We start from the raw sequence: 23,827 nt of genomic DNA, 5'->3' as shown, positions 1-23,827 counted from the left end.
CAGAGGACGTCGATGAACATATTATGTTTATCGGCGATTTTTTTCCTGACGATAAATAAGATTAAAATCATGCAGGAGGAATATTTGCAAACTTTAAATCATAGCTTGTCTTAAAAAGACTAGGTGGTGATTTAGGATGCAGTATATCATCGAAAATATACATTTATTAAAGAGGCAGCGAGTAAAAAAGACCTCCATTCTAATTGAGGATAACAGGGTGGAATTGATGAGAGATACATTTCACTCTTATCAATATATGCGAATGGATGGTTCCCCTTATATGATGACTCCCACCACAGTTATGCTTGATAATCACGTCACGCGAATTCTTTCCTATACTCAACAAAAACAATACATTGAAGAAAATTTAATTAAAAAAGGGTGTACAACCTTGCTGTTTTATTTAGAGGTTAACAGAGAAAGGGAATTGCCGTTACAAGTGAAAAAAATGAAGAATCCTTTGTTAAACTGTGCGATTGATTATGTTGCTGGAGTGAAAATTCCTTTAAAACTGCTATCACCAAGTTTTATACGAGGATGCAAAAGAGAAAAAATCCCTGTTATATTTATCGAGGTAGAAGATATAAAAGCGTTATACCAAGTACCTTGGGGATGGATAAAAGAAGCCCTGTTCCCCTATAACGCTCCATTAGTTCCGATTTTTTTAACGAAAGATCCACAAGAAAAGAAAATAGCACAAAATATGTGGTCAATCTTAATGAGAGATGTTAAAATACCCTCTATTCCCCATGAGATAAATGAAGGAATAGCAATAGATTATCATGATTTAGTGAAAATGGGGATATATCCATTTAAAGGGAATGTGTATCAAGGTGGAGAAGTAACATATAATTTATTTGCTATGGATGATTCAATCATAAATATTGAAGAAAATGATTTGTTTCATTATCATTATGATAGAATACAAATGACCATACACAAAGGCAAATGTATTCGAGCGGGGGATAAAGTGTTTTACCGCCCTGGATTTGGTGAATTACTGGAAGTAAAAGTACCTTCCTTCCTGACAGTATAGAAGGGGATTAGAGAGGATTATTATATGGAAAGAGTTAATGAAATTATTTCTTTATTAGAGGACGGTCAACAAGACAAAGCATTAAAATATTACCAGGATGTATTAAAATCGGGAAATAATGAAGAAAGGTTTGTGCTGGGTGAAGAATTATTTCAGTTAGGCTTTTTGGAGGAAGCTAAAGATTTATTCTTAGTTTTACTGGAAGCTTACCCAGAAGAAGGGGAATTACTTGTTCTTGCTGCGGAAGTAGAAATGGAAATAGGCAATGAAGAAGCCGCGATTTCTTATTTAGAACAATTAAACCCGAATGATCCTTCATTTCCTCAAGCTTTGCTATTGCTTGCTGATCTCTATCAAATGGATGGGTTATATGAGGTTAGCGAACAAAAACTAAAAGAAGCGCAAAAAATTTTACCAGATGAAGTAATTATCGATTTTGCGTTAGGTGAATTATATGCAGAACAAGGAAAAATTACCGAGGCGATTAAGTCCTACCAAAAGGTGTTACCGAAAGAGGAAAATATCGCTGGCGTAAATATAAATGGGAGAATTGCAGATAATCTAAGTGCTGGGGGAGCATTTGAAGATGCTATTCCTTATTATGAAAAAGCGCTCGAGGAAAAAGTCGAGATTAATACGCTCTTTAATCTTGCTTTGACTGCATCGCAAGCAGGATTATATACAATTGCTATAAATCGGTTTGAAGAGGTAAAAGCACTAGATCCTTCTTATCATTCCTTATATCTCTATTTAGCTCGCAGCTATGAGCAGGAAGAAATGCTGAATGAAGCGTATAATACAGTTATCGAGGGAATTAAGCAAGATGAGTTTAATAAAGATTTGTACTTATATGGTGGTAAATTGGCTTTAAAACGTGGTGACGAGCAAAAGGCTGAGGAACATTTTAGAGAAGCGCTTGCAATAGATCCTGAATACACAGAAGCAGTTCTTTTATTAAATAAATTATTTTTAACACAAGATCGATTTGATGATGTCCTAGAGTTAATTGAGATGATGGATAACCAAGAAATAGAAGAACCTCAATTACATTGGGATGCTGCTAAAGCATTTCATGGAATCGAAAAATATTCAGAGGCATTAAACAAATATCAATTAGCATATACTTTCTTTAAAGAACTTCCAGATTTTCTATATGATTATGGATATTTTCTTTTAGAAGAAGGAAAAAGAAAGGATGCTGCCGAAATTTTTAATATGCTTTTACAAACAGATCCAAGTAATGAAGAGTATATTGAAATATTACAACGCCTTACGGATAACGAATAAAGTTATTGGATGAACCAGATTTAATAATAACGTTGTCAAAAGGCTTATCAAGTGCAAAGAGAATTGTCATTTCCTTAGACGCAGGTAAAACAGGTTGGATAGTAAAAATTTGTTGCAAGCAGAGGAGGGAATTACAAAATGAAAACCCCTGTATCTGTCAACGAGAAAAAAGACTTCATTCGTTGGTTTTTGAATCACTATCAATTGAAGAGACGGGAATGTGTATGGATTTTAAATTATTTAATGAGTCATGATCAATTGATGGAAAAAGTCCATTTTGTTGAAAATGCAGAGAAATGTCCAAGAGGTTTAATTATGTCCACGCATTGTGTAGATGAAGTACCTTTTAGATTTTATAAAGAAAATGTGATGACTACAGATGCAGAAAAGTCTTTTCATGATATCCGCCTTAATCGTGATGAAGATATTTATATTCAGCTTAATTTTTATGCATCGAATCAAGTTCATCAATATGCAGCTGTGTTAGTTGAAAATCCATTTATGCCGAAAAAACTGCAAATTACCGAAAAAGATAAAATGATTGCAGAACAATTTTTAGTGAAGAGTATAGAAAAATTCCAAAAAGAAAAACTTCTCCAATTAATTGATGAGGCATTAGACAATGGCGATAAAGAGATGTTTATTACCTTAACAAATCAATTGAAGTTCTTTCAAAATAAATGAAAAAGCAGTTAGTCCCGTAAAGCTGATAATAGACTTTGCGGGATTATTTTAATATCGATAGATTTTCCGATACTTTATAAACTATGGTAAAATAGGACGATAAAGATAGAAAAAGGAGAAAAAGTGTGAGAAGCATTTACATGATATTAAGTAATCGATCTTTTATTGGACTATTACTCGCTATTAACCTCTTCGGAACGGTTTATGGCTATTATTGGTATAGATATCAGTTGGCGGAAACACCGGCGAAATTTTTATTGTTTGTACCTGATAGTCCAACGGCAAGCCTTTTTTTTGTGCTAGTATTGATCGCGTTTTTATGGAGAAAAAACTGGCCGCTAATGGAAGCGCTGGCAGTAGTAACATTATTTAAATATGGTATATGGGCAGTAGTTATGAACTTCCTTGTTTATTTTGAAACAGGAAAAATTGGCATTGATTCATGGATGCTCATTATTTCACATGGGGCAATGGCCATTCAAGGATTATTATATATTCCTTTTTATCGTTTTAAATGGGGGCATATTATTCTCGTAGCGATTTGGACATTGCATAATGATGTGATAGATTATGTGTTTAAAATGATGCCTAAATATAGTGTATTAGATCAATATATGGCAAATATCGGCTACTTTACTTTCTGGCTCAGTGTTTTAAGTCTATCGATTGCCTATTATGCCTATAAAAAGAGCGAGGAATTACAATGGAGGATTCAATAGAATTGCATTTTTTTTAGTCTAACCTTGTCCAACTCATCATACATTTTTAATAGTAGATAGAGGAGGGACAAGAATGAAGGCTAAATTGGTTATGTTGTTAATGATATTGATTTTACTTTTGCCTATTTCTTTTTCTGTATATGCAGACCAAAAAACGCCTGCAAAGGAATTGGATGAACTAGATACGCTTTCAGATGAGGTATTACAGCTTGTACGATCAGAACGTTATGAGGATGCAAAAAAAATTCTTGATTATTTTTCGAACCAGTTTAGCTCAGTTAGTGTAAATGGAAGTCCATTTACAGTAGATGAACGGAGGATTTTAACTGGTACACATGATGAAGCGGTAGAGGCAATCACTAATCAATCAATTAAAAATGACGAACGGATAAATTCGGTAACGAAATTTCGATTGGCGGTTGATGCTGTTTCATCAGGTGAACAACCTTTATGGACACAGATGGAAGAACCTGTTATGTCAACCTATCGAGAGATGAAGGATGCTATCCTTTTAGATGATAAGGAAAAATTTGATGAAAAGTTAGATTCTTTTCTATCGTTATATCAAATTATTTATCCAAGTCTTAAGCTGGATGTTTCCGCCGCACAATTTCAAGAATTAAACTCCCTTGTAGAGTTTATGAATACGTATCGATTACAAGTTTTTAATCAACAAGGCGATTTGGAGGAAGTAACCCAATTAGAAAGTGAATTGCAGGATGTTTTTAATCAACTCTATGAAGATGAGGCAGATCCCTCTTTATGGTGGGTAATTATTTCGACCGGAAGTATTATTATCCTTACTTTATCCTACGTTGGCTGGCGGAAATATCTCGGGGATAAAGCGGAAAAAAGAAAAACAAAAAAGGGATAATATTTGACTTTGGTGTTTTTCCTGCTTACAATAAAAATATACTACAAGAAATAATAGGGGGAAAAACATGATTTTTATATATTTTATTCTAATAATTCTCATCCCTATTTGGGCACAAATGAAGGTGAAGAGTGCATACAAAAAATATTCCAAAGTAGCTTCTTCCTCCCATATGTCCGGTAGAGAGGTAGCGAGAAGAATATTAGATTCTAATGGGCTTTATGATGTATCTGTCGAGGAAACAAGAGGGGTATTGTCTGACCATTATGATCCCCGTTCTAAAGTTGTCCGTTTATCTACTGATAACTATCATGGGCATTCAGTAGCAGCTGCTGCTATTGCAGCACATGAAGTTGGTCATGCTATCCAAGATCAGCAAGAATACTCTTTCTTACGTTTTCGTTCTACATTAGTTCCAGTTGCTAATTTTGGAAGCAATGCATCGTGGATATTTATCTTAATTGGAATGTTTGCAAGACTTCCAGAGATGATGTTATTAGGTATCATCTTAATGGCGGCCGGCGTATTGTTTCAATTTGTTACACTTCCAGTGGAATTTAACGCATCTAACCGTGCGATGGATCAAGTTGTGTCATTAGGGATTATAAGAAACGATGAGGAAAGAGAAACGAAAAAAGTGTTGAATGCAGCAGCATTAACATATGTGGCAGCGGCAGCAGTTGCTGTTCTCGAACTAGTTCGTTTGCTGTTGATTTATACAGGAATGTTAAGAGATGAATAGAAATTAAAAATAAGCTGGGCTTTAATTTATCCAGTCGAAACTAAACCCAACCAATGATACGAAAGCCTTTCGTATCATTGGTTGGGTTTTTTCTCCATCAAAAAAGAAGATTTGTGGTATTACACGGAACTTTTTATGGGAGAGAAATATCTTGATGAATCAAGTTCTTTGAATTTTGAGTTTTTAGAAAATTATAGATTTTAAAAGATGCTAGGTGTATAATAAACAATGCCATTTACATAAAAGAAAACAAAAGAAAGAAGGGTTTTTTTGCAAACTGCTGAATATGTACAAGGGAAAAAGCGGCAGGAGATGACTATTTATCGGATTTTATTTGCGATAAGTCTTGGACATTTTTTGAATGATTGTATGCAATCGGTTGTGCCTGCCTTATTTCCTGTTATCCAAAAGTCAATGGAATTAAATTATACACAAATTGGTTGGATTGCCTTTGCATTAAACATTACATCCTCTATTTTACAACCTGTGTTTGGTGTTTTGGCAGATAAAAGGCCAGCACCATATTTATTGCCGATTGCAATGTTCTCAAGCTTAATCGGAATGCTGGGCCTTTCTCTCGCTCCAAATTTTTACTTGGTCTTATTATCCGTTTTATTTATTGGATTTGGTTCCGCTATCTTCCATCCAGAAGGATCTCGTGTTTCTTATATGGCAGCCGGAGCGAAACGCGGGCTTGCCCAATCAATTTATCAAGTGGGCGGAAATGCAGGTCAGTCATTAGCACCTGTATTTACTGCTTTTATTTTTGTACGAACAGGTCAATTCGGAACCATTTGGTTTACTCTTCTAGCTACAATTGGCATGATTGTATTATTTCAAGTATCAACTTGGTATAAGAGAGAATTGTATATTAGAAATCCACAAAGGAAACAACAAGGAAAGCGGGAATTTGTTGTTAATAAAGAAATTATTCTGGCAATATGTTTATTAATTTTCCTTGTATTTGCACGTTCGTGGTATGGAGCGGGAATGAGTAATTTCCTTCACTTTTATTTAATAGAGAAGTTTGGCTTAAGTATTGAAAATGCGCAAATATTCGTTTTTGTGTTTTTACTTGCTGGTGTAATTGGGACTTTTCTTGGTGGACCATTGGCAGACCGCTTTGGGAAAAGAACGATTCTTCTCTTTTCTTTAATCGGATCTGCACCGTTTGCTATACTGCTCCCACATATGCCGTTTTGGCTAATAGGACCTATATTATTTATCATCGGCTTTATTTTACAGTCTAGTTTCAGTGTGACCGTTGTTTATGCACAAGAGCTGCTTCCAGGTATGATTGGCCTTGTGTCTGGCTTAATTGTAGGGTTAGCATTTGGAATGGGGGCACTTGGTGGAGTAATCTTTGGTGTTATTGGAGACGCATTTAGTTTGCAAGCAATTATGATTATTTGTAGCCTGCTGCCGCTATTAGGAATATTGACATATTTACTGCCGACGGATAAGCGGGTTAGTGAAATTCATTCCTCTTTAAAATAAGGTAATAGCTAGAATATCATTTCTTATAGACGGCGAGAGAAGCTTCGGCTTTGAGATAATTATAATCTAAATAGATCGTACGTTCGTTTTTTTATGCTATAATTGCCCTAAAAGAAAATAGGAGGAGTTGGGATGGCACTAACAAATCTAAATGTAAAAGAACGAATGAATCATTATAAGATAGCTGGTTTAAGCATAGCGGTAATACAAGATGGAAAACTTAGTTGTATCAAACAGTATGGCATGAAGGAATCAGGTGAAACGGATAAAATTAATGAACAGACACGCTTCCATTCTGCTTCTATAAGCAAGTTTGTGACAGCTATGCTGGTTTTAAAGCTAGTAGAGACTGGACTGCTTGATTTAGATGAAGATGTTAATGTTAAACTTAGCTCCTGGCATTTAACAGCAAATAAACAGATAAAAGGCAAAAAAGTAACTTTAAGAGATCTTTTGAGTCACCAATCAGGTATTATTGACCCAGAAGGTAGTTTTAGTGAATGGAAAGAAAACGAGGAGGTTCCTCCTATGATAGACATATTAGAAGGAACTTCCGTATTCAATCGGCAGAAAATACAGATTAGTTGTGAACCAATGAGTGCATTTCATTACTCGGACGCTGGCTTTTGCATTATTCAACAACTGATTGAAGATACTTTGCAGAAATCTTTTCACATAGTATTAAAAGAATTTCTCTTTCAGCCTTTACATATGAATCAGAGCTGTATTGATATAAGAGGTGTCGAAAATATTTCTTCTGGTCATGATAAAAAAGGACAGATTGTCTACGGAAACTACCCCTTTTATCCTTATCCAGCAGCCTGTGGTATTTGGACTACTCCCGCTGATTTAGCGATTTTAGTATTGGAATTAATGAATGCTTTGGAAGGTAGAAGTCAATTAGGATTATCGAGAAAAAATGCTAAGGATATAATCAGTCCGCAAGGGAACAAAAATTGGATCGGACTGAGCGTGTTTTTAGATAGTTCTAATAACGAGGTGGAAATTTCTTCATTAGGATGGGGGATTGGGTTTCAGAGCATGCTTGTAGCTTACCCATTATTAAAAAAAGGCGCGATAATTATGACAAATACTGATTTAGGTGTACATCAAATGAAAGGGATAATAGGAGAGATCTATCATTCTATTTTTGGCAATGATTATTAAGTCAATAGTAAGAACAAAAAAATTGTATTCATCGTTGCGAGTATTTTCTTTCATTAAATGCAAAGTGAATACAATTTTTTAGTTTATTTCTCGAGAGGCTGTTTATATTCATCTAAAGTGAAACCTTCACCCATTACGTCATGGACGACACTAACCGATACAAATGCATGTGGATCTATGCTTGTAATGATGCTTTTTAAACGAACAATTTCTGTTTTTGCGACAACACAATAAAGTACTTCGCGATCTTGTTTAGTAAAAGAACCATGTCCTTTTAATACAGTAACACCACGATCCATTCCACTCATTATCTTATTAGCGATTTTTTCGTTATCGTCAGAAATGATCATTGCTCCTCTAGCTGCATATGCGCCTTCTTGAATAAAGTCGATTACTCTTGCCCCAACAAAAACAGCAACCAATGTATACATTGCTTCTCTGTATGATAGATAGGTGATCAACGAAAGCGTAATGACACAAAAGTCAAAAAAGAACATGGTTTTTCCCATACTCCATCCGAAATACTTAAACCCTAATCTAGCTATAATATCAACTCCGCCAGTTGTCCCTCCATAGCGGAAAATAATACCTAAGCCGACACCAATGAATGTTCCTGCAAATAAAGCAGCTAGAGTCAAATCTTCAGTGAGGGGAATATGTAACTCGATCTTTGGAAGCTGAAAAAACCAGAGGAAAATAGACACTGCTACGGTTCCAATAATCGTGTAAATAAAAACATTTCTTCCTAATAACTTCCATCCAATAAAAAATAAAGGGATATTTAGCAGTAAATTTGTGATGGAAGGATCCCAATTCCATAATGCATATAATAAAAGCGTAATACCAGTAAAACCGCCTTCTGCTAAATTGTTCTGCATATTGAAATGAACAATACCGAAGGAAAATATCGCAGATCCTAAAAGGATGAACAAGATATTTTTAACTTTAATACTTTTAAACATCGACTCGCCTTCTTTCTTAGACAAAATGCATTATTATTATTAGCGTATCCATTATATCGAATCACATGCAGTTGGGCAATCTAGCAGATAAGCAAGAAAAAATAATGTTAGGTAAATAAAGACAAGCATTTTTAGGTACTTATATCAATATCGTCAAAAATGTTTGTAAAAATGGTTTAGATTAGCTAACATGGAATTGGATAAGATTACTTATTGACTAGAGGTGCTTATATTGAATCAGGAAAAAACGGTGAAAGACATACAAAGAGAAGTAGATGAATACATAGGACAATTTAAAGAAGGTTATTTCAGTCCGCTGGCTATGCTTGCCCGTCTGACAGAAGAGTTAGGAGAGCTGGCTAGAGAAGTAAACCATTACTATGGGGAGAAACCAAAAAAAGAAACGGAAACAGAGAAAGAAATTACGGATGAAATGGGGGATATGCTGTTCGTGTTAACTTGTTTAGCCAATTCACTTAATATCGATTTAGAAGAAGCGCATAATCGTGTTATGCATAAATTTAATACACGAGATAAAGATCGTTGGACAAGAAAAGATCAATAAAGACAAAATACATACTAAGGAGTTAGGACATTGAATAAAGTAAAAATCGTAATCGCAGGACCTAGAGGCAGAATGGGAAAAGAAGCAGTTTATTTAATGGGAAGAACAGAGAATTTTGAACTTGTTGCAGTTTTAGATCATAAGAATGAGGGGAAAAGCTTAAAAGAGATAGAAGGCTTTGCTTCTTATGATGTACCAGTATATACGGATATAGAAACATGTCTACAAACAGAAAAGCCGGATGTACTTATTGATTTAACAACGCCTGAGTTCGGGATGCATCATGCTAAAACAGCTTTAAGCTATGGCGTTAGACCAGTAGTAGGAACAACCGGATTTACTAAAGAAAACTTAGCCGAATTAGAAAAATTATGTGAAGAAATGAATCGCGGCTGTATCATTGCGCCAAATTTTGCTTTGGGTGCTGTGTTAATGATGAAATTCTCTAAAATGGCTGCACGCTATTTTGCAGATGTGGAAATTATGGAAATGCATCATGATCAAAAACTGGATGCACCATCTGGAACTGCTGTAAAAACAGCCGAGCTTATTGCGGAAGTAAGAGAAAGCAAGAAACAAGGTCATCCAGACGAAAAAGAGACCATTCCAGGAGCAAGAGGCGCAGATTTTGATGGAATGAGAATACACTCTACACGTCTGCCAGGCTTAATTGCCCATCAACAGGTTATGTTCGGATCAGATGGAGAGTCATTAACCATTAGACATGATTCTTATAATCGGGCTTCCTTTATGTCAGGTGTTAAATTTGCAGTAGAAGAGGTATTAAAGGTAAATGTATTGATATACGGTTTAGAAAATATTATGGAGTAGGAGTGGAATTAGGATGAACATTGCTTTAATTGCTCATGATAAAAAGAAAAATGACATGGTTGCTTTTGTTGTTGCTTATAAAAATATATTTGCAAAGCATACTTTATACGCAACTGGAACAACAGGTGGTAGAATTCAAGAAGCAACAGGGTTAGATGTACATCGTTTTCATTCAGGACCACTCGGCGGTGATCAAGAAATTGGCTCGTATATTGCTAATAATGATATGGATATGGTTTTTTTCTTTAGAGATCCTTTAACAGCACAGCCTCATGAACCTGATGTTACAGCATTAATCCGTTTATGTGATGTTTATTCTGTTCCTCTAGCAACAAATATGGGAACTGGAGAAGTATTAATTCGAGGACTCGAGCAAGGTGACATAGATTGGAGAAAGATAGTTCATGGAAAGACAGAACCAGTGGCAAAAAAATTCACAGAAAAACTCAATGATAACTGATGAAATAGATATACTCGCTTTTGGTGCTCATGCCGATGATGTAGAAATCGGCATGGGTGCAACCATTGCAAAATATGCCGCACAGGGGAGAAAGATTATAATTTGTGATTTAACAGAAAGTAATCTTTCTTCAAATGGCACAGTACAAAGACGTAAACAAGAAGCGGAAAAGGCAGGAGAAGTCTTGGGGATTGCTGAAAGGATTACATTGCAGATTCCTGATCGAGGTTTATATCTAGAAGAAAATGCTATAAAAAAAGTAGTGGAAGTGATTCGTACATACAAACCAAAGTTAGTGTTTTCCCCTTATTGGGAAGATAGACATCCGGATCATGGAAATTGCACCAGAATTGTGAAGGAAGCAGTCTTTTCAGCAGGTATAAAAAACTATCGGGTTGGAAATACATCAGCACATAAAGTACAGAATCAATACTATTATATGATAAATGGTTTTCATAAACCTGATTTTGTTATTGATATTAGCGATTATATGGAGCAAAAGCAAGCTAGTCTAAATTGTTATCAAAGTCAATTTGTTAAAGGCGAAAACAGTGTGGAAACCCCATTAACAAATGGTTATATTGACACAATAGAAGCAAGAGAAAAACTGTTTGGCAAAGAAGTTGGTGTGATTTATGCAGAAGGATTTATAAAATCTAAGCCAATATTATTAAATCAAGATTTATTAGGTGGAGACAAATGAAAAAATTAAAAATCGGCATTACCTGTTATCCAACAGTTGGCGGATCAGGGGTTATTGCAACAGAATTAGGAAAGATGCTGGCTGAGAGAGGACACGAAATTCACTTTATTTCTTCCAGTATTCCTTTTCGTTTAAATAAAATGTATCCGAATATTTATTACCATCAAGTGGAAGTAAATCAATATGCTGTTTTTCAATATCCGCCATACGATTTAGCATTAAGCAGCAAAATGGCAGAAGTCATTAATCGAGAAGAGTTAGACTTGCTGCATGTTCACTATGCAATCCCACACGCTGTTTGTGCTATATTAGCAAAACAGATGAGCAACAGGGACGTCAAAATAGTTACAACGCTTCATGGCACGGATATAACAGTACTAGGATATGATCCATCACTTGCAGCGGGAATACGTTTTGGAATTGAAAAATCAGATCTAGTAACAGCAGTTTCTAATTCATTAATCGCACAAACTCATGAAGTAATTGAGCCAAACAAAGAAATACTCCCTGTTTATAATTTTATTGATGAGCGAATTTATCGTAAAGTCGACGCAAGTCATTTGAAAAAAGAACTGGCAATTTCCGATACAGAAAAAGTTGTTATTCATGTCTCTAATTTTAGAGGAGTGAAAAGAGTTACGGATGTTGTACAAGCATTCAAACAAATCGCAAATCAGATTCCAGCAAAACTATTGCTTGTTGGTGATGGACCGGAAATGTCGAAGGTGACCAAATTAGTGGATGAGCTCCAATTAAGACAAAAGGTATTATTCCTTGGCAAACAAGAGAATTTGGAGGAGCTCTATTCTTTAAGTGATCTCATGCTGCTTCTTTCGGAAAAAGAAAGCTTCGGTTTAGTGGCATTAGAAGCGATGGCGTGCGGGGTTCCCGTCATAGGAACAAATGTCGGCGGTATTCCCGAGGTAATTGTTCCAAATGAGACAGGCTATATTTGTGAACTTGGAGATATAGAAGATATTGCTGAGCATTCGATCAAGCTGTTAACGGATGAAAAAAAGCATGCCCAATTTTCACAGCGTTCGATTTCGAGAGTACGAGATTATTTTAAGGCCGATATCATCGTTGACCAATATATAGAGATTTATAAATCTATTTTAGAAACTGGTGAAATGAATGATAAATCCGTTTAAAGAAGCTCTCCCGATTATTAATAAAATCGAGGAAGCGGGTTATGAAGCATATTTTGTAGGAGGAGCAGTTCGCGACCATTTATTAAATAAGCAAATTCATGATATCGATATCGCTTCTTCCGCAACGCCGGAAGAAATTAAATCGATCTTTCCTCACACTATTGATGTGGGGATTGCCCATGGAACCGTGATGGTAATATGGGATCAACATACATATGAAATAACAACTTTTCGAACAGAATCCACATATCGAGATTACCGCAGACCAGAGCAAGTATATTTTGTACGAGAGCTAAAAGAAGATCTAAAACGCCGTGATTTCACCATTAATGCAATGGCAATGGATAAAAACGGCCATGTCATCGATTATTTCAATGGGAAAGAATCCTTAGAAAAGAAAGAAATTAAAACAGTTGGCAATCCGAACGAACGTTTTCAAGAAGACGCGTTAAGAATAATGAGAGGAATTCGGTTTGTGAGTACTTTAGGCTTCCACCTAGAGACAGAAACGCTGAATGGCATTAGAAATAATCGACAGCTGCTTTCAAAAATAGCGGTAGAGAGAATAACCGCTGAATTTGAAAAACTATTACATGGTCCATGGTGTTTGGAAGCTTTAGAAATTATGGTAGAAACTAAGATGTATCAAATTTTACCGATGCTATCCTCAGAAGAAAAAGGGATTTCTAAATTCGCAAAATTACCGCTGACCAAGCTTGAATTGCTAGAAAAATGGGCTGTTTTACTTTTATGTCTAGGAAGGAAGGAGAAGCACCAGATAGAATTGTTTTTGCGAGCATGGAAGTTATCGGTCAAGCAAATAAAGACTATTCAAAAGCTAATATATTGGATGCTGCAAAGAGAACAGATGACTAATTGGTCTAATCAGGCGCTGTATTTTGCTACATTATCTGTTGCGGTTAGTGTGGAAAAAATGTATCAACTTTTAAAAAATAACGAGGTAAACATAGATATTGTTCATCTAGAAGAAAGGTATGAGAAGCTGCCGATTAAATCAATGGAAGAACTTAAAATTGGCGGAAACGATCTATTAAGCTGGACAGAAAAAAAACCTGGTCCGTGGATAAAAGATGTTCTCTCCTTAGTGGAAAGGAATGTCGTAGAAGAAAAGCTTTCTAATGACAAGCAATTAATAAAGGAGTGGCTGAAACAATGTCATCAGATATAAGAAAAGGATTAATTGAAGCCTTTACTAATAACCCTGATCAATATTTATCTGGTGAATCGCTAGCAGAACTTTTAGGGTGTTCGCGAACAGCCATTTGGAAACATATTGAGTCATTGCGAAAAGATGGCTTTATATTAGAAGCTGTCCGCAAAAAAGGCTATCGAATTATCAGTTCACCAGAAAAAATAGTGCCGGATAAAATTTTTTTTGGCTTAAATACGAAGTACATGGGAAGAAATATTCATTTTGAAGACTCGGTGGATTCTACTCAAACTATTGCCCAGAAACTTGCGCTGGAGGGAGCAGAAGAGGGAACATTAGTGATAGCAGAAGAGCAATTAGGGGGCAGAGGACGGTTAGAAAGAAAATGGCAATCACCTAAATATAAGGGAATATGGATGAGTCTTATTTTAAAACCGAACATACCGATAATGAGAGCGCCGCAGCTGACATTGCTGACAGCTGTTGCAGTCGTCCAAGGAATTCATGAAGTAACTGGGGTGCAAGCAGATATTAAATGGCCAAATGATCTTTTATTGCATGGAAAAAAACTAACAGGCATCTTAACAGAAATGCAAGCAGATAGTGATAGAGTTCATTCGTTGATCATCGGAATAGGAATTAATGTGAATCAGCAGCTTGAGGACTTTGAGAAAGATCTCCAATCAAGTGCCACTTCTATTTATCTAGAAACACAAAAGAGCTGGGATCGGGCAGAACTTATCCAAGGAATCATGCTGCAGCTGGAAAAATTATATCAGCTTTATTTAGAGAAAGGTTTTTATCCAATCAAGCTTCTGTGGGAAAGCTATTCGGTGAGTCTAGGACAAAAAGTGACGGCTAATACGCTGAATGGAAGCATAGCGGGACTTGCAAAGGGTATTACAGAAGATGGTGTTTTGCTACTTGAAGATGAGCAAGGTGTTATGCATTCGATTTACTCTGCGGATATTTTGTTGGAAACGTAATTTGCCCATAGTCAGGATAGAGAAATATTTGTTATAATGCTTTTGTCGGGCAGTATCTTAATGAACTGCACCAGTTTGTTTGAATGTGCATAAACCATAATTTAATCTGCCTAGATCCACAATTGGACAAGGACAGAGGGATGAAAATAGACATATAAAACAATCCTTCTATGCTTTGTAGAAGGTTTTTTTTTCGTTTAAAGCCATTCCCTCTTCCTATTTAAAAGGAGGAAAACTTAGTGAAAGCAACAACTGATTTTATCAAAATGAAGCAGAAGGGTGAAAAAATTACGATGCTCACCGCATATGATTACCCTTCTGCTAAATTAGTTGAACAAGCAGGAACAGATTTAATATTGGTAGGGGATTCCTTGGGAATGGTTGTACTTGGATATAATTCTACCGTTCCAGTAACAATGGATGATATGATTCATCATGGAAAAGCGGTTAAACGCGGTGCTGAAGATACGTTTATCGTCATTGATATGCCGTTTATGAGCTATCATTTATCTCGTCGCGATACTTTATTAAATGCAGCAAGCTTGATCCAAGAAACAGGTGCAAATGCAGTAAAACTGGAAGGCGCAGACGATGTAATTGAACAAATCAACTATTTAACAAATGCCGGTATTCCAGTGATGGCGCACTTAGGTTTAACCCCTCAGTCAGTAGGTGTATTAGGTGGTTATAAAGTACAAGGAAAAAGTTCGGATGAAGCGAAGCGGCTTATGGATAATGCATTAAAATGCCAAGCGGCAGGAGCTTTTGCGATAGTATTGGAGTGTGTGCCGATGCAAGTTGCTAAAGAGGTGAGTAAGAGACTGGATATTCCTACAATCGGTATCGGAGCTGGAAGTGAAACAGATGGGCAAGTTCTTGTTTATCACGATTTGATCACATATGGTGTGGATCGAGTTGCAAAATTTGTAAAACAATATGCAAATGTCAATGAAGCTATTTCTCTTGCAATCGATCAATATATTTCTGAAGTGAAAATGGGGGCTTTTCCAGAAATGAAGCATAGCTTTCAGATGAAAGCGGAAGAAATAAAAAGCTTATATGGAGGAAACACCCAATGAATATCCTCACAGATCCGAAGCAATTACAGGATATAACTACTTCGTTACAAAAGAATCAAGTAACCATTGGCTTTGTGCCGACAATGGGGTATCTACATGAAGGACATCGAGCACTGCTTAAAGCTGCAAGAGAACAAAATGAAATTGTTATTATGAGTGTATTTGTCAATCCACTGCAATTTGGGCCAAATGAAGATTTTGCCTCCTATCCAAAAGATTTTGAACATGATAAACAAGTGGCAATGGAAGAAGGAGTAGATTATTTATTTCATCCATCTGTGGAAGAAATGTATCCAGAGCAAATGTCTGTGACTGTTAAAGTGGAAAAACGCACGAACTGTTTATGTGGTAAGTCAAGACCTGGTCATTTTGATGGAGTAGCAACTGTATTAACGAAGTTATTTCATTTAGTTCAGCCTACGAATGTTTATTTTGGTAAAAAAGATGCACAGCAAGTCGCAGTGGTAGATGGATTAATAGAAGATTTTCATTTTCCTATTAATCTAGTTGCGGTTAATACGGTAAGAGAAGAAGATGGCTTAGCAAAGAGTTCTAGAAATGTTCGCCTTACGCCAACCGAAAGGCAAGAGGCAGGTATTTTATATAAAGCTCTTAGTATAGCTAGAAGTGAATTAATAAAAGGAACTGCAGATAGAGAAACATTAAAAAATTCTATTATTGCTTTCATTGAAAGAGAGTCAAGCGGCAAGGTTGACTACTTTGAGATATTATCCTATCCCCAATTAGAGACATTAAAGGAGCTAAATGGGAAGATTATTATTGCGATTGCAGTCCAATTTAGTAAAGCAAGGCTAATAGACAATATAATTTTTGAATTAGACAATGCATCTAGATAAACATATGACTATAATGGAGGGTTATCCTTATGTTTCGGATAATGATGAACGGAAAAATCCATCGAGCTACTGTAACAGAAGCAAACTTAAATTATGTTGGCAGTATTACAATTGATGAAGATATTTTAGATGCGGTTGGAATGGTAGCGAATGAAAAAGTTCAAATTGTAAATAACAATAATGGTGCAAGATTAGAAACATATATTATCCCTGGTGAAAGAGGAACTGGGGCGATTTGTTTAAACGGTGCAGCCGCAAGATTAGTTCAAGTAGGAGATATTGTTATTATCATTTCTTATTGTTATGTTTCAAATGAAGAGCTTACCCAGCATAAGCCTAAAGTAGCGATTATGGATGAAAACAATCGTATTACAACTATTCTTCAGCAAGAACCAGAGAAAACAGTGCTATAACAACAGAAAAAACTTAAAACCAAAATAATTATATAAATATTGCTTAATATGTACGTATATGATTCGGATTTCTATTTGGTTGGAATATTTATGTTCCAACCTTTTTTTCGTTTATTTTTCTCTAAAGTGTAAAAGTAACGAAAAAAAAGCACAATAAAAGAATCATTACATAAAGCAGGAACATCTTTCCCTTTTTTCATTTTTATGATACCGTTTGATTGACTGAAAGTTTGAGGTGGACGTAATGAGTAACAAATTTGTAGTAGTTGATTTGGAGACAAACGGTAATTCTCCGAGAAAAGGGGATCGAATCATACAGTTTGCAGCGGTGGTTATAGAGAATGGGAAGATTGTTGAGGAGTACTCTTCCTTACTTAATCCTCTTCAGCCGATAACTCCGTTTATTGAAGAATTAACTGGAATCACAGATGAAATGGTGGAATCAGCACCAATTTTCGAAGAAATAGCAGACAAAATTGTTCATTTATTAGAAGATGCTTATTTTGTTGCACATAATGTTTTATTTGATTTATCTTTTTTAAATGAAGAGCTAGAACAGGCAGGTTGTAGACAATTTTATGGCCCTATCCTTGATACAGTCGAACTAGCAAGGATTTTATACCCTACAGCAGACAGTTATAAATTAACAGACCTTGCCGCACAGGAAGGGATTGTCCATACAAGACCACATCAGGCTGATAGTGATGCTTATGTGACAGCAGAACTATTGCTTTTATTGCTAAAGAAACTGAATGCACTGCCTCAAGTTACGACAAAGCAATTAGAATTTCTAAGTTCATCGCTAAAAAGCGATTTAGATATTTATTTACAAACATTACTTCAAGAGAAACAATCAAAAGTTGAGTATATACCTGAAAGCTGGGAAGTATATCGTGGATTAACACTTAAAAGATTACCTAATAATTTGATTAGTAGCCAAAGTAAAGATTATACCGTTTCTTTTGATGTAAATAATGTTGAAAAACGAATGAAAGATACTTTGTCTTTTTATCAAAAAAGAGAAGGACAGCTAGAAATGATGAATGCCGTTCATCAAGCACTAACAAGTAATCAGCATGGGCTTATTGAAGCTGGTACCGGTGTCGGAAAGTCTCTTGGTTATTTAGTGCCAGCAGCTTATTTTTCGATAGAGAATAAAGAGCAAGTTATTATTAGTACATTTACAACTCAGTTACAGGAACAACTGTTTCATAAAGACTTGCCTTTGCTTAAAAGAATTCTTCCGTTTCCTATTACTTATACGCTTTTAAAAGGCAGAAATCACTATATTAGTTTAGATAAATTTGAAATATCTCTAAAGGAGCAAGAGGATAACTATGATATTGTTTTAACAAAAATGCAGATTTTAGTGTGGTTAACCGAAACCGAAACGGGAGATAAAGATGAATTAAATTTAACAAGCGGTGGAATAAATTATTGGGAAAAAATAAAAAATGACGGAAATTTTTCATTACCAATTTCAAAAGAATGGGCCCAGAAGGATTTTTATCGGAGAACCCGGAATGCTGCTCAAAAGGCTAATATGATTATTACGAATCATGCTTTGCTTGTAAAAGATCTAACAGCAGATCAACATTTGCTTCCATCTTATCATTATGCCATTATCGATGAGGGCCATCATTTTGAAAAAACAGCTACTAAGCATTTTGGTTTCCGCTTTTCATATGTAGCCGTACGATTAAGTATCAATGCGATTGGGACGACAGATCAAAAGCAGCTTATGTATCATTTAGAACATTTGCTAGGTGATTTATCTCTAACGGAAAAAGTGGAATTCAATCAATTTATTTTATCGTTACATGTAGAATTAGATGAACTGTTTCGTGCTGTTCTACGTTATGTGAAAAAAACAAATCAGTCAAGTAAAGAAGGAAAAGGCAGCTACCGTTTAAAGAAAACCGAAACAGGAGATTGGAATGCAGTCAAAAGCGTTGCAGAGAGAATGGTTTTTCTATGGAAGGATGGAAGAAACGCGCTTGGAGAGAAAGTGCTTCGATTAAAAGAGCAAAATAGAAAATTTAGCTCTTCGCAAATGCTTGTAGTTGAACGAATTGAATCGATATTAAATGACTGGCAAATATATATTAATCATTTGCGAGAGATGTTTTTGCGTGAAGGAGACAATATAGCCTGGTTGGAAGCAGATAAGAAAAGTTTTCCTAATAATGCTGTTTTGTATACACAGCCATCTTCTGTTGCAGAACCTTTACAGAATCGTTTTTTTAATCAGAAACAAAGTATTGTTTTTACCTCCGCAACTATAACTGTAAATAATTCATTTGATTACTATTTGAAAGTTTTAGGGCTAGGGAAAAACCAGTTAGAGGTTCAAATTGATTCCCCATTTAAGTATGAGAAACAAGTACAGCTGCTTATTCCAACAGATGTACCCGAAGTGAATACAGTCTCATTAAATGAGTATGTATCGACTATTGGCGAACAAATCATTAATATCGCGCAAGCTACAAAAGGGAGAATGCTTATTCTTTTCACAGCAAATGATATGCTGAAAAAGACATATGATTACATGAAAGAAAGTGGCTGTCTAGAAGAATATGCTATTTTGGCCCAAGGAATTACTAATGGAAGCCGAATGAGATTAACACGTAATTTTCAACGATACGATAAGGCGATATTATTGGGAACAAATAGTTTTTGGGAAGGCATTGATATTCCAGGAGAGGACTTAACCTGCCTAATTATTGTTAGACTTCCCTTTTCTTCACCAGAAGATCCTTTAACAGAAGCGAAAAATGAACGCATTAAGAAAGAGGGCGGAAATCCGTTTTTAGAAAATAGTCTTCCAGAGGCAGTTTTGCGATTTAAACAAGGATTCGGAAGATTAGTTCGTACAGAAGAAGATAAAGGATTTATAATTGTATTTGATCGGCGCATTGTTTCCACTTCTTATGGGGAAACATTTTTAAAGTCTATCCCTGCTGTACCAATTAAGCAGCAAAATAATGCCGAAATGGTCGAGTTTATTGAAAAGTGGCTGAAGTAGAAGTAGATAACCCTTCTGTTATCTTATTAATGCAGCTTGCATACACATCAACTTTTAAAAGAACAGAATTTCTGTTAAAAAATAGAAAAGGAAGTGGATGCAGGCTGGTCATTTCTAGAAAAAACTACTGATTATTAGTATTATTATTTCTTTCTGTTTATAAATCCTGTTATAATAACCTATGTATAAAATATTGTATTAAAGAAGTGATGAAAAATGAAGAAATGGATTTGGATAATTGTCGTTGTTGTTCTTATTGGACTAGCTGTAAGTATTAATACATATGTTCAAGCGATGAAGCCTGTTAAATCTGCAAGGGAAGTAGCGGAAGATATTGCTAAGAAAGAAGTCGATTTGAAAGAAGTCGACAACTTTCAATTATATAATGGCAAGGAAGCCTATTATATTTTAGAAGGTAAAAACGATGATAATAAGGATATTATTGTTTGGATTAATGAAAAAACCCATAAAGTTACCGAGAAATTGAAAAAAGATGGGCTGACCAAACAAGAAGCGCTTAATATATTATTATCGAAGCAGACGCCAGAAAAAGTCAATCATGTGCGTTTAGGAATGTATGATGGCATACCGGTATGGGAGATCTATTCTCATACAAATAAAGACTCCATAAACTATCATTGGATAGACTTTGAAACAGGAGAAATTCTTTTAACAATTGAAAATTATTAACCAATAGGAGTGGTAAATAACAATGAAAATTCAGTTAGCACAAAGAGTGAATGCATTAACTCCATCAACAACTTTGGCCATTACTGCAAAAGCAGCTAGTTTAAAAGCAGATGGTCATGATGTGATCGGTTTAGGAGCTGGAGAGCCTGATTTTAACACTCCTCAAAATATTATTGACGCTGCAGTTAGAAGCATGAATGAAGGACATACAAAATACACTCCAGCATCAGGTTTACAAGCATTAAAAAAGGAAATTGCGGCAAAGTTAAAGCGAGATCAACAGCTGGATTATGAAACAAATCAGATTATCGTCACAAATGGAGCAAAACATGGATTATATACTTTGTTCCAAGTAATTTTGGACAAAGGGGACGAAGTTATTATCCCTACGCCTTATTGGGTTAGTTATCCAGAACAAGTGAAGCTGGCAGAAGGAGAGCCTGTTTTTATTAAAGGTTATGAATCAAATGAATTTAAGATTACCCCAGAACAATTAAAAGAGGCTATTACTTCCAAAACGAAAGCAATCATTATCAATTCACCAAGTAATCCAACTGGAATGATCTATACAGAAGAAGAATTAAAAGCAATTGGGGAGATTTGTCTAGAACATAATATTTTAATTATATCTGATGAAATTTATGAAAAGTTAGTTTATGGAGATAACAAGCATGTATCAATTGCTTCTTTATCCCCTGAGCTGAAGAAAGCCACTATTATTATCAATGGGGTTTCAAAATCTCACTCCATGACTGGCTGGAGAATTGGCTATGCAGCGGGTTCTAAAGAAATTATTACAGCGATGACAAATCTAGCGAGTCACAGTACTTCTAACCCGACGACACCATCTCAGTATGCAACGATAGAAGCATATGCAGGCCCGCAAGATTCAGTCGAAGAAATGCGTCAAGCATTTAATAAGCGCTTAGATATTATTCATGAAAAATTAAATAATATTCCTGGGTTTTCATGTCTAAAACCCCAAGGAGCGTTTTATCTTTTCCCTAATGTGCAAAAGGCTGTAGAATTAACTGGATTTAAGTCTGTAGATGAGTTTTCAACAGCTTTATTAGAAGAGGCATTAGTAGCAGTTGTTCCAGGTTCAGGATTTGGAGCAGATAGCTACATCCGACTATCTTATGCAACATCACTTGAAAAACTAGAAGCAGCAGTAACGCGAATGGAGCAATTTGTCGAAAAAAAAATCGTCGTTAACAAGTAAAGTTTTATTAGTAGAGTATGCCCACAAAGATACTATTTCTTTTAGGGCATTCTTTCTTTTTCTGTTATTTATTTTTGAAGAGAAATTGACCGGAGTAGGATTAAATAAAAGAAAAGTCGTTGTATACGCTAATATTATCTTGGAAGGTGATCGATAGTGTTGATTGTCTGCAGATGTAAAGGTATAATGTTTTGGTAGAATATTTTTTTATGGTGTAGAATGATTTCTATTAAATCTGCTACTAAGAGTAGAAACAATCGGTCGTTAATCCCATTTATTTTTCTATAGGGTGTACCGAAGTATCTATTTAAGTACATATATTTATTTGTTTTTGGAGGAGTTAATCGTGATTAAAGCAACTATTGCCGAGTTACCAAAATATGTTGATAAAGAGGTTAAAGTAGGCGCGTGGATTGCCAACAAGCGTTCTAGCGGAAAAATTGCCTTTTTACAACTTCGCGACGGATCAGGATTTGTACAAGGAGTTATTGTCAAAAGTGACGTAGCAGAGGAAGTTTTCCAAACAGCTAAATCAATTACTCAAGAATCATCTGTATATGTTACTGGTACTGTTCAAAAGGATGAACGTTCTCCGTTTGGGTATGAGTTATTAGTAACAAATATTGAATTGATTCATACTTCAACAGATTACCCGATAACGCCAAAAGAACATGGAACAGAGTTCTTGATGGATAATCGTCATTTATGGTTACGTTCTAAGCGCCAGCATGCAGTAATGAAAGTAAGAAATGAAATAATTCGTGCAACATATGAATTTTTTAATGAAAACGGCTTTGTAAAAGTCGATCCACCAATTCTGACAGGAAGTGCTCCTGAGGGTACAACAGAACTATTTGCAACTAAGTATTTTGAGGAAGATGCTTATCTGTCACAAAGTGGACAACTTTATATGGAAGCAGCTGCAATGGCTTTAGGAAAGGTGTTTTCATTTGGCCCTACATTCCGTGCCGAAAAATCTAAAACTCGTCGTCATTTAATCGAGTTTTGGATGATTGAGCCTGAAATGGCATTTGTAGAGTTTGATGAGAATTTAGAAGTTCAAGAACAATACGTATCATATGTTGTTCAATCTGTGTTGAAAAATTGTCAGCTTGAGCTTAACACTTTAGGAAGAGATGTTTCTAAATTAGAGAAAATCACTGCTCCTTTCCCTAGAATAAGCTATGACGATGCAATCACATTCTTACATGAAAAAGGCTTTGATGATATCGAATGGGGAGATGACTTTGGGTCTCCGCATGAAACAGCGATTGCGGAAAGTTTTGATAAGCCTGTGTTTATCACACATTATCCAACTAAAATTAAACCTTTCTATATGCAGCCAGACCCTGAAAGAGAAGATGTTGTCCTTTGCGCAGATTTAATTGCTCCAGAAGGCTATGGTGAAATTATTGGTGGTTCTGAGCGTATCCATGATATGGATCTATTAAATAAACGTGTAGAAGAGCATCAGCTAGATCCAGAAACATACAAATGGTATCTAGAACTAAGAGAATATGGTTCAGTACCTCATTCTGGTTTTGGTCTTGGATTAGAAAGAACAGTTGCTTGGATTACAGGAGTGGAGCATGTTCGTGAAACGATTCCATTCCCAAGATTATTAAATCGTCTATATCCTTAATCAACAAGGGTAGAAAATACGGAAAGTTTAGGAGGAAGACCTCACAGCGAATACACAGTGTGAG

23 protein-coding genes are annotated in these 23,827 nt (G+C 35.6%); 22 read left to right on the top strand and 1 reads right to left on the bottom strand.

Annotation, left to right across the window (positions count from 1 at the left end; translation table 11 throughout):
• Positions 1-136 precede the first annotated feature (136 nt).
• The 8 genes from NSS71_RS09420 to NSS71_RS09385 all read left to right on the top strand — a co-directional run bounded on the left by NSS71_RS09420 (position 137) and on the right by NSS71_RS09385 (position 8,006).
• Positions 137-1,036, top strand: a complete 900-nt coding sequence (locus NSS71_RS09420; RefSeq protein WP_047940373.1) for a hypothetical protein — start codon at positions 137-139, stop codon at positions 1,034-1,036.
• Between the two features lie 24 nt (positions 1,037-1,060).
• On the top strand, positions 1,061-2,323 hold the full coding sequence (locus NSS71_RS09415; protein ID WP_047940374.1) for a tetratricopeptide repeat protein: 1,263 nt from the start codon (positions 1,061-1,063) through the stop codon (positions 2,321-2,323).
• A 138-nt stretch (positions 2,324-2,461) separates the two neighbouring features.
• Positions 2,462-3,007 carry a ReoY family proteolytic degradation factor gene (locus tag NSS71_RS09410; RefSeq protein ID WP_047940375.1) on the top strand — a complete coding sequence of 182 codons (546 nt, stop codon included), beginning with the start codon at positions 2,462-2,464 and terminating at the stop codon, positions 3,005-3,007.
• 125 nt (positions 3,008-3,132) lie between these two features.
• The gene (locus tag NSS71_RS09405) at positions 3,133-3,726 is read left to right on the top strand and encodes a DUF1405 domain-containing protein (RefSeq protein WP_047940376.1); all 594 of its coding nucleotides are present in this window, start codon (positions 3,133-3,135) and stop codon (positions 3,724-3,726) included.
• A gap of 73 nt (positions 3,727-3,799) precedes the next feature.
• Entirely contained in the window at positions 3,800-4,600 is an 801-nt protein-coding gene (gene ypjB, locus NSS71_RS09400; protein WP_047940377.1) for a sporulation protein YpjB, read from the top strand.
• Positions 4,601-4,667: 67 nt separating this feature from the next.
• Positions 4,668-5,342 carry a zinc metallopeptidase gene (locus NSS71_RS09395; RefSeq protein ID WP_047940378.1) on the top strand — a complete coding sequence of 225 codons (675 nt, stop codon included), beginning with the start codon at positions 4,668-4,670 and terminating at the stop codon, positions 5,340-5,342.
• A gap of 312 nt (positions 5,343-5,654) precedes the next feature.
• Positions 5,655-6,839, top strand: a complete 1,185-nt coding sequence (locus NSS71_RS09390; protein WP_144544932.1) for an MFS transporter — start codon at positions 5,655-5,657, stop codon at positions 6,837-6,839.
• 132 nt (positions 6,840-6,971) lie between these two features.
• Positions 6,972-8,006: a serine hydrolase domain-containing protein gene (locus NSS71_RS09385; protein WP_047940379.1), complete on the top strand. Its 1,035-nt coding sequence runs from the start codon at positions 6,972-6,974 to the stop codon at positions 8,004-8,006.
• A gap of 83 nt (positions 8,007-8,089) precedes the next feature.
• On the opposite strand, the gene NSS71_RS09380 is transcribed toward NSS71_RS09385, so the two are convergent.
• Complete coding sequence (locus tag NSS71_RS09380) at positions 8,090-8,968, bottom strand: YitT family protein (protein WP_047940380.1); 879 nt, start codon at positions 8,966-8,968, stop codon at positions 8,090-8,092.
• Between the two features lie 232 nt (positions 8,969-9,200).
• On the opposite strand from NSS71_RS09380, the gene NSS71_RS09375 reads away from it, so the two are divergent.
• From NSS71_RS09375 to asnS, 14 genes are all read left to right on the top strand, one after another.
• Positions 9,201-9,533 carry a nucleotide pyrophosphohydrolase gene (locus tag NSS71_RS09375; RefSeq protein WP_047940381.1) on the top strand — a complete coding sequence of 111 codons (333 nt, stop codon included), beginning with the start codon at positions 9,201-9,203 and terminating at the stop codon, positions 9,531-9,533.
• Positions 9,534-9,563: 30 nt separating this feature from the next.
• Positions 9,564-10,364 (top strand): 4-hydroxy-tetrahydrodipicolinate reductase, encoded by an 801-nt coding sequence (dapB, locus tag NSS71_RS09370; RefSeq protein WP_341151600.1) that lies wholly within the window; start codon positions 9,564-9,566, stop codon positions 10,362-10,364.
• 13 nt (positions 10,365-10,377) lie between these two features.
• Positions 10,378-10,824, top strand: a complete 447-nt coding sequence (gene mgsA / locus NSS71_RS09365) for a methylglyoxal synthase (protein ID WP_047940383.1) — start codon at positions 10,378-10,380, stop codon at positions 10,822-10,824.
• Entirely contained in the window at positions 10,814-11,527 is a 714-nt protein-coding gene (bshB1, locus tag NSS71_RS09360; protein ID WP_047940688.1) for a bacillithiol biosynthesis deacetylase BshB1, read from the top strand. Before mgsA ends, bshB1 begins: the two co-directional genes overlap by 11 nt.
• The gene (bshA, locus tag NSS71_RS09355) at positions 11,524-12,678 is read left to right on the top strand and encodes an N-acetyl-alpha-D-glucosaminyl L-malate synthase BshA (protein ID WP_095259092.1); all 1,155 of its coding nucleotides are present in this window, start codon (positions 11,524-11,526) and stop codon (positions 12,676-12,678) included. The genes bshB1 and bshA overlap by 4 nt, the downstream gene beginning before the upstream one ends.
• Complete coding sequence (locus NSS71_RS09350) at positions 12,662-13,867, top strand: CCA tRNA nucleotidyltransferase (RefSeq protein WP_095322310.1); 1,206 nt, start codon at positions 12,662-12,664, stop codon at positions 13,865-13,867. Before bshA ends, NSS71_RS09350 begins: the two co-directional genes overlap by 17 nt.
• Complete coding sequence (locus tag NSS71_RS09345; RefSeq protein WP_095322309.1) at positions 13,852-14,835, top strand: biotin--[acetyl-CoA-carboxylase] ligase; 984 nt, start codon at positions 13,852-13,854, stop codon at positions 14,833-14,835. Before NSS71_RS09350 ends, NSS71_RS09345 begins: the two co-directional genes overlap by 16 nt.
• Before the next feature lie 239 nt (positions 14,836-15,074).
• Complete coding sequence (gene panB, locus NSS71_RS09340; protein WP_047940387.1) at positions 15,075-15,914, top strand: 3-methyl-2-oxobutanoate hydroxymethyltransferase; 840 nt, start codon at positions 15,075-15,077, stop codon at positions 15,912-15,914.
• Entirely contained in the window at positions 15,911-16,771 is an 861-nt protein-coding gene (gene panC / locus NSS71_RS09335; RefSeq protein ID WP_341151599.1) for a pantoate--beta-alanine ligase, read from the top strand. Before panB ends, panC begins: the two co-directional genes overlap by 4 nt.
• A gap of 29 nt (positions 16,772-16,800) precedes the next feature.
• Complete coding sequence (gene panD / locus NSS71_RS09330; protein WP_341151598.1) at positions 16,801-17,184, top strand: aspartate 1-decarboxylase; 384 nt, start codon at positions 16,801-16,803, stop codon at positions 17,182-17,184.
• Positions 17,185-17,428: 244 nt separating this feature from the next.
• A complete protein-coding gene (gene dinG, locus NSS71_RS09325) occupies positions 17,429-20,209 on the top strand; it encodes an ATP-dependent DNA helicase DinG (protein ID WP_341151597.1) in 2,781 nt (926 codons plus the stop codon).
• 216 nt (positions 20,210-20,425) lie between these two features.
• Complete coding sequence (locus NSS71_RS09320) at positions 20,426-20,899, top strand: cell wall elongation regulator TseB-like domain-containing protein (RefSeq protein ID WP_047940391.1); 474 nt, start codon at positions 20,426-20,428, stop codon at positions 20,897-20,899.
• A 22-nt stretch (positions 20,900-20,921) separates the two neighbouring features.
• Positions 20,922-22,121 (top strand): pyridoxal phosphate-dependent aminotransferase, encoded by a 1,200-nt coding sequence (locus tag NSS71_RS09315; protein ID WP_047940392.1) that lies wholly within the window; start codon positions 20,922-20,924, stop codon positions 22,119-22,121.
• Positions 22,122-22,467: 346 nt separating this feature from the next.
• A complete protein-coding gene (asnS, locus tag NSS71_RS09310; RefSeq protein ID WP_047940393.1) occupies positions 22,468-23,763 on the top strand; it encodes an asparagine--tRNA ligase in 1,296 nt (431 codons plus the stop codon).
• Positions 23,764-23,827 lie beyond the last annotated feature (64 nt).

Source organism: Niallia sp. FSL W8-0951 (assembly GCF_038006525.1).
Lineage (GTDB): Bacteria > Bacillota > Bacilli > Bacillales > Cytobacillaceae > Niallia > Niallia circulans.
Note: the sequence above shows the minus strand (reverse complement) of the source record. Positions and strands in the feature narration are given on the sequence as shown.